This is a genomic window from Chlamydiota bacterium (assembly GCA_016178055.1).
Lineage (GTDB): Bacteria > Auribacterota > JACPWU01 > JACPWU01 > JACPWU01 > JACOUC01.
This window is the reverse complement of the sequence record JACOUC010000056.1, coordinates 1-6,871: the sequence shown is the minus strand read 5'-3', so window position 1 is coordinate 6,871 and position 6,871 is coordinate 1. Positions and strand designations below refer to the sequence as shown.

Here is a 6,871-nt window from a genome sequence, read left to right as displayed (position 1 = left end):
TTTTAACTTCTCCAGCCAGCGGTTAACGCATCGGACGGTAAAGGGGAACGTTAAATCTTTAAAGACAGTATTTTTCGATTGAGCTTGCCTGAGAGAGGATAGGAATTTCCATAGAGAGCATGTACTCATGGAGAAATATTTAATGACATGGCTCATGAGAATAGAAAAAGTTCTACCGCAGCCTGAGCGTTGCTTTCGATTGGAGCAGAAGTAACGATGGCCTCTTTTAAGGGCATGGCCGTTGGGATCGAGGCAAAACCCGACCAGAGGGCCATGCAGGATCAAAAACCCGATCCTATGGCAATGAGGACACGGTACTAATTTAATCTTAAATTTAAATTGTTCAAAATCCTGAGGAGTGCTAAAATATTTCACAAGCGCATAAAGGTTTTATAACAGTGCGAACTTTGACCAAATTAGCACTGTACTTTATGCGCCTTTTTGTTGGAAGAATTAAATCATTACTTCCACTTTCTTACGATTAGAGTGTGAGATTTAACACTTAGAGCAAGTAAAATAAAAGAGGTCTTGAGTGAATCGTTGTTTTAGATTTTGTTGTGCGCTATAATACCCCCCAATTTTACATTCGTTCATGAAGGGAGAGGATTTTATGTTTCGCGGTTCGATGGTGGCTCTGGTGACGCCCTTTAAAAAGGGAAAATTAGACGAGAAGGCTTTGGAAAAATTGGTTGAATTTCATATTCAAAATGGGACCAAGGCTTTGGTGCCTTGCGGGACAACGGGGGAGTCTCCGACCCTTTCTCATGAAGAGCATAAAAAGGTGATTGAGATTGTTATTGAGATAGCCTCCCGCCGCATTCCTGTCATTGCTGGAACAGGATCTAATTCAACCCAAGAGGCCATTGAGTTAACGCAGCATGCCGAGGAAGTCGGGGCCGATGCGGCTTTGTTGATTGCTCCTTATTATAATCGCCCGACTCAAGAGGGACTCTTTCAACATTTTGCTACTGTTTCTCATGCCGTTAAAATTCCTTTAGTTATTTACAATATTCCTGGCCGAACTGGAGTTAATATTTTGCCTGAGACATTTGAGCGATTGGCAAAGATCAAAAATATTGTTGCGGTGAAGGAGTCGAGTGGGAATTTAGATCAAATGACGCATATTGCCTCTCTATGTGATATATCCATTATTTCAGGGGATGATTCTTTGACACTGCCTGTTCTTTCGATTGGAGGGGTGGGGGTGATTTCTGTTTTAGCCAATATTTTACCCCGTAAGGTTCAGGATATGATGGATGCCTGGGACCGCGGGCAACTTCCATTGGCCAAAGACATTCATTTAGAATTATTTCCGTTGTGCAAGGCTCTGTTTCTTGAATCCAATCCTTCCCCGGTGAAGGCTGCGATGGCAATGATGGGAATGATTCATGAAGAAGTTCGTTTGCCTTTGGTCAAGATGAGTGAGGAAAATCGGAAGATTTTGGAGAGAGAATTGAAAAAGGCAAAACTTGTTTAAAAATGGCTGGAGGCTGGAAGCTAGAGGCTGGAAGTAGTAACGTATTTGCATCTAGCATCTAGCTTCCAGCGTCTAGCTGCGTTTCTAGCCTCGAGCTTCGAGCGAGTCGAAAGCAAAAAGCTTAAAGAGATAAAAGAACCGGCAAACTAGTGTAGTGCGTCATAATTAACTTTACTTATATGCTTTTCTCTGGTATCCTAAAAATGATGAGCCGTGTTGCGGAACCCATAGTGTTATCATCCGAAGAGCGAGCCACCTTGGATGGGTGGTCTCGCCAAAGAAGCGCGCCTTTAAGGCTTGTCCAGCGAGCCAATATTATACGCATGGCATCAGGGGGTGTTATGAACCAGGATATTGCCTTGCAAATGAACATTTCACGGCCAACTGTCCAGCTTTGGCGGGACCGGTTTCTATCTCTTAGATTATCTGGCCTTGAAAAAGATGCGCCTCGTCCAGGCCGCATCCCAAAGATATCGGAAGGTAAAATACGCGAGGTTGTTAATGCGACCCTGCACTCAACACCACTTAACGCTACCCATTGGAGCACTCGGAGCATGGCAAAGGCCCAGGGCTTAAGCGAAGCTACTGTGCGCCGCATCTGGAAGCAGCATAATCTAAAACCTCATCTCATTGAAACTTTCAAACTTAGCAACGACAAACACTTTATTGAAAAGCTACATGACGTTGTAGGCCTGTATCTGAATCCACCTGATAAGGCTTTGGTTCTGTGTTTTGACGAGAAAAGTCAGATTCAGGCGCTTGAACGTTCACAACCCATGTTCGCCATGAGACCGGGTATTCCGGCTAAACAAACCCATGACTATAAGCGTCACGGGACAACGACTCTCTTTGCGGCTCTCTCCATGCTGGACGGCAAAGTCATCGGTGACTGCATGCCGAGACACCGGCATCAGGAGTTCATTCGCTTTCTGAAGCATATTGATGAAGAAACTTCTCATGAATTGGATCTTCATCTAATCATCGACAACTACAGCACCCATAAACACGACGGCGTAAAATCCTGGATCAGGCGTCACCCTCGCTTTCATTTACATTTTATTCCTACATCAAGTTCCTGGCTTAACATGGTGGAACGCTGGTTTCGGGAGATCACCGACAAAAGAATACGCCGTGGATCTTTTTATAATGTCCCTGTGCTCATCCAAGCAATCAATCAATACATTGAAAATCACAATCAAAACCCAAAGATCTTTATCTGGAGCGCTTCGGTAGAACGCATCCTGGAAAAGATCTCAAAAGTAAAGAAGCGTTAGACGCACTACACTAGCGAACCGGTCAACAGGTTGATTTTCGGATAAAACCATGGATCAAAAAATAAAGTTCGTGATGAATGGTGCTTCTGGCAGAATGGGACGCCAGATTATTTTAAACTCCCTTGAAGACCCGACTTTTCAACTGGTAGGGGCTTTGGAACGAGAGGGGAGTTCCCTTTTGGGAGAAGACGTTGGAACAGTGTTGGGAAGAGGACCTTTGGGTGTAAAATTTTTAAGCGACGGTGAAGAGATCTTGAAAAATGCGCAAGTGGTGATTGATTTTTCAAGCCCAGAGGCAACCTTACAGCTTTTGAAAATAGTTGAGAAAAAGAAAATTCCTCTTGTCGTGGGAACCACTGGATTTAAGACCGAGGAAGAAAAAAAAATCCACGATTTTTCAAAAAAATTTGCTTGTGTCAAAGCGCCCAATATGAGCGTGGGAGTAAATTTGCTTTTTAAATTAGTGGAAGAGGCGGCTCCCCTTTTGAAAGATTATGACATAGAAATTATAGAGGCTCATCATCGACTCAAGAAAGATGCCCCGAGCGGAACAGCCAAGGGAATTTTAAAAGTTCTTGCTGAGGCTTTAGGCCGGGATTTGGATGGAGATGTTGTGTCAGGCAGGTCTGGAATGGTGGGGGAACGCAAAAAAAATGAGATTGGGGTTTTCGCTGTTCGAGCCGGAGACATTGTGGGCGATCATACTATTTTATTTGCAGGTTCCGGTGAACGTTTAGAGTTGATTCATCGGGCTCACAGTCGAGAGCCCTTTGCCAAGGGTGCATTGCGGGCCGCTCAATTTGTGGTTAAGGCAAAGGCTGGGTTATATGATATGCAGGATGTGTTGGGGTTGAGATAAATCAAATATCAAATATCAAACATCAAAATGCAAAATGACAACCTAAAAATCAAAATTTCTAATGCAATTGCAAGGGAGACATTTTAGATTTTAATTTGTCATTTTGATTTTTGATATTTGTCATCATGAACTTTCAGTCCACCCAAGTGGATGAAAATTGAGTTCCTCCCCTTTGGGGTACAAAGGAGGGGAATAGCCAGTAACAACGTCTCTATTTTCATGACTGATATTTGGATTTTCATGCTGGAGAATAAAATGAATTTTACATATGCAGATCGACTCACAAAACTTCCCCCCTATCTTTTCGTGGAAATTGATCGAGCGAAGAGAAAGGCGCTTTCAGAAGGAAAAGACATTATTGATATGGGGATTGGGGATCCTGATATTGCGACCCCTCAACCCATCATTGATCGACTTTCAGAAGCGGCTCAAGAGCCTAAGAACCATCGTTATGCTTTAGACGCGGGGCTTCCCGAATTTCGTAAGGCCATTTCTGAGTGGTATGAGCGGCGTTTTCAGATCCATCTTGATCCGAATACAGAAGTCCTTCCTCTCATTGGATCTAAAGAGGGGATAGGTCATATTCCACTGGCTTTCATTAATCAAGGCAATCGTGTTCTTGTTCCTGAACCGGGCTATCCCGTGTATCAGGCGGGGACTTGGTTTGCAGGGGGTGAACCCATTTATATGAGCCTCTTGGAAAAAAATAATTATTTACCTGATTTTTCTCTTCTTTCAAAAAATGACCTTTCAAAGGCGAAGTTGATGTTCATTAACTATCCCAACAATCCAACCGGGGCGACGGCCAATCTTTCCTTTTATGATGAAGCATTTCAATTTGCGAAGAAAAATCATATTTTTGTTTGCCATGATGCGGCTTATACTGAAATCTATTATGGGGAGAAACCTCACAGTTTTTTGGAGGTTCCAGGAGCCAAAGACATTGGAATTGAATTTCATTCTCTTTCCAAAACATTTAACATGACAGGGTGGAGAATCGGTTTTGCAGTTGGGAATGCTGAAATTTTGAAAGGACTTGCAAAGGTCAAATCGAATTTGGATTCAGGAATTTTTTATGCCATTCAATGGGCGGGGGTGGAAGCGCTTCGTCTTCCTGATCAAGAGTTGCAGCATCTTTTAGAAATTTATCGTGAGAGAAGAGATGTTTTGGTGAAAGGGCTTCGCAGTGCAGGCTGGAAAGTCAAAAATCCAGACGCCTCTTTTTATATCTGGGCTTCGGTGCCGAGTGGTTTGACATCGAAGGGTATGGCACTTCAGCTTCTCGAGGAATTAGGTTTAGTGGTCACTCCTGGCGTTGGTTTTGGTTCGAGCGGAGAAGGCTATATTCGATTCTCCATTACTTTGCCTGTTGAAAGAATCCGCGAAGCGGTTTTAAGATTGGAAAAGAGGGTGGTCGGTAGAAATTAGGAAATTTTAAGAATGAAAGCCTATATCGGTTTAGGATCAAATATTGGAGATCGCCTGGGGTTTTTAAAACAGGCCATTAGCCAGATCAGTCTTTTGCCTCAAGTGCAAGTTCTAAGGCTCTCAAGTATTTATGAAACAGAACCCGTGGCCTGCGAAGGTGAATGGTTCTATAATGCTGTGTTAGAGATTGACTCGAGTCTGGATCATCTTTATCTTTTGCATAAGCTTTTAAATATTCAGGCCTCTTTGGGCCGGGTAATTCCTGAACGGGGACGTGCTCGAACTTTGGATATTGATTTACTGCTTTATGGACAAACTGTGATTGAAGAGGAGTTGATGCATCTTCCTCATGCTCGCATGCACGAAAGAAGATTTGTCTTGGAACCTCTTTGTGAGTTAGATGAAAACTTGATTCATCCGGTCATCGGGAAAACCATGCGGGAATTATTGATCCATTTAAAGGATGAATCTGTCGTAAAGAAAATTATTCCTATTAAAGAGTTGGCAAATGTCTAAAGACAAAGTGACCCCTAAATTTCTTCAGTCTAAAAAACAAAAAGGAAAAAAAATTCTAGCCCTGACGGCTTATGATTTTCCCATGGCGGAAATTTTGGATGAAGTTGGGATTGATCTTATTCTTGTCGGGGATTCCCTGGGTATGGTCGTTCTGGGAGACTCTACTACCTTGAGAGTGACGATGGAAGATATGATTCGTCATTCACTTGCGGTGACTCGAGCCGTGGAACGCTCGATGGTGGTAGCCGATATGCCCTTTTTGTCTTATGGCATTACAGAAGAAGAAACTCTTCGCAATGCGGGTCGCTTGATCCAGGAAGCAAATGTTCAAGCAGTCAAGATAGAAGGGGGAAAGTCAATGGCCCCTTTCACAAAAAAATTAGTGGGTCTTGGAATTCCTGTTCTTGGCCACATTGGAATGACTCCTACTCATGTCCTGACTTACAGTGGTTATCATGTTCAGGGTAAGAGCGCTTCTCTAAAAACAGAAATTCTGGAAGATGCTTTGGCTTTGGAGGAAGCGGGCGCTTTAGGTATTGTTCTAGAATGTATTCCCTCTCCTCTTGCAGAAGAGGTCACGGCCAAGCTTAAGATTCCCACGATTGGAATTGGAGCGGGAATTCATTGTGATGGACAAATTTTGGTGAGTCATGATTTACTTGGGCTTTATACTCAATTTCAACCCAAATTCGTCAAACGCTATGCCTGTCTTTCGGATGCGATGAAAAAGGCTTTTGAAAATTATAAAGAAGAGGTTGAAAAAGGAATTTTCCCAGGGAAGGAACATAGTTACCTAAAACCTGCGTGAAAAATAGCATTTTTCACGCAGGTTTTAGGTAACTATTCCCATTTGAATATCCTTTTCAGCCATCGTCTTTTGTCTTCTTCGTGCCTCAGAAGATCTTTCTCCTTCTTAAGCAATAACTTCTGCTTACGAACGACAGAATTTTGGGGAATCTCTACTAGGTTGAGGATGAGGTGTCCTCCACCCTTCTCGCTCTCACCTCAATCGACCCACCCTCTGGCGTAAACTTGACCGCATTGTAAATCAGGTTCATGACCACCTTCTCAATCTGGTCTCGGTCGAATTCACCTTCAAGTGATTCCTCACACTCAAAAGAAAGCTTCAGATTCTTTTGCTCGGCTAGAGAAGACATAGAATCCTCAATCTCCCTGAAGAAATCCCTCACATTCACCTGGCTCAAACGAAGCTCCAGTTTCCCTGCATCAATTTTTATTAAGTCTAAAAGCTGATTCATCAGCTTGAGAAGCCGCAGGGCATTGTTGCGGACCACATTTAAGTTCTTGGTTTGATGG

7 protein-coding genes are annotated in these 6,871 nt (G+C 43.1%); 6 read left to right on the top strand and 1 reads right to left on the bottom strand.

Features of this window, described 5'->3' with window-relative positions; all coding sequences use genetic code 11:
* Positions 1-610: 610 nt before the first annotated feature.
* From HYS07_08440 to panB, 6 genes are all read left to right on the top strand, one after another.
* The gene (locus HYS07_08440) at positions 611-1,477 is read left to right on the top strand and encodes a 4-hydroxy-tetrahydrodipicolinate synthase (GenBank protein MBI1871203.1); all 867 of its coding nucleotides are present in this window, start codon (positions 611-613) and stop codon (positions 1,475-1,477) included.
* A 203-nt stretch (positions 1,478-1,680) separates the two neighbouring features.
* On the top strand, positions 1,681-2,751 hold the full coding sequence (locus HYS07_08435) for an IS630 family transposase (protein ID MBI1871202.1): 1,071 nt from the start codon (positions 1,681-1,683) through the stop codon (positions 2,749-2,751).
* Positions 2,752-2,800: 49 nt separating this feature from the next.
* Complete coding sequence (locus HYS07_08430) at positions 2,801-3,610, top strand: 4-hydroxy-tetrahydrodipicolinate reductase (protein MBI1871201.1); 810 nt, start codon at positions 2,801-2,803, stop codon at positions 3,608-3,610.
* Between the two features lie 255 nt (positions 3,611-3,865).
* Positions 3,866-5,038, top strand: a complete 1,173-nt coding sequence (locus HYS07_08425) for an LL-diaminopimelate aminotransferase (GenBank protein MBI1871200.1) — start codon at positions 3,866-3,868, stop codon at positions 5,036-5,038.
* A 12-nt stretch (positions 5,039-5,050) separates the two neighbouring features.
* Positions 5,051-5,554 (top strand): 2-amino-4-hydroxy-6-hydroxymethyldihydropteridine diphosphokinase, encoded by a 504-nt coding sequence (gene folK, locus HYS07_08420; GenBank protein ID MBI1871199.1) that lies wholly within the window; start codon positions 5,051-5,053, stop codon positions 5,552-5,554.
* Positions 5,547-6,362 carry a 3-methyl-2-oxobutanoate hydroxymethyltransferase gene (panB, locus tag HYS07_08415; GenBank protein ID MBI1871198.1) on the top strand — a complete coding sequence of 272 codons (816 nt, stop codon included), beginning with the start codon at positions 5,547-5,549 and terminating at the stop codon, positions 6,360-6,362. Before folK ends, panB begins: the two co-directional genes overlap by 8 nt.
* Before the next feature lie 154 nt (positions 6,363-6,516).
* Here the strand turns inward: panB and HYS07_08410 are convergent.
* Positions 6,517-6,871, bottom strand: a 355-nt coding sequence (locus tag HYS07_08410; protein ID MBI1871197.1) for a histidine kinase, incomplete at its 5' end; no start/stop codon positions are given.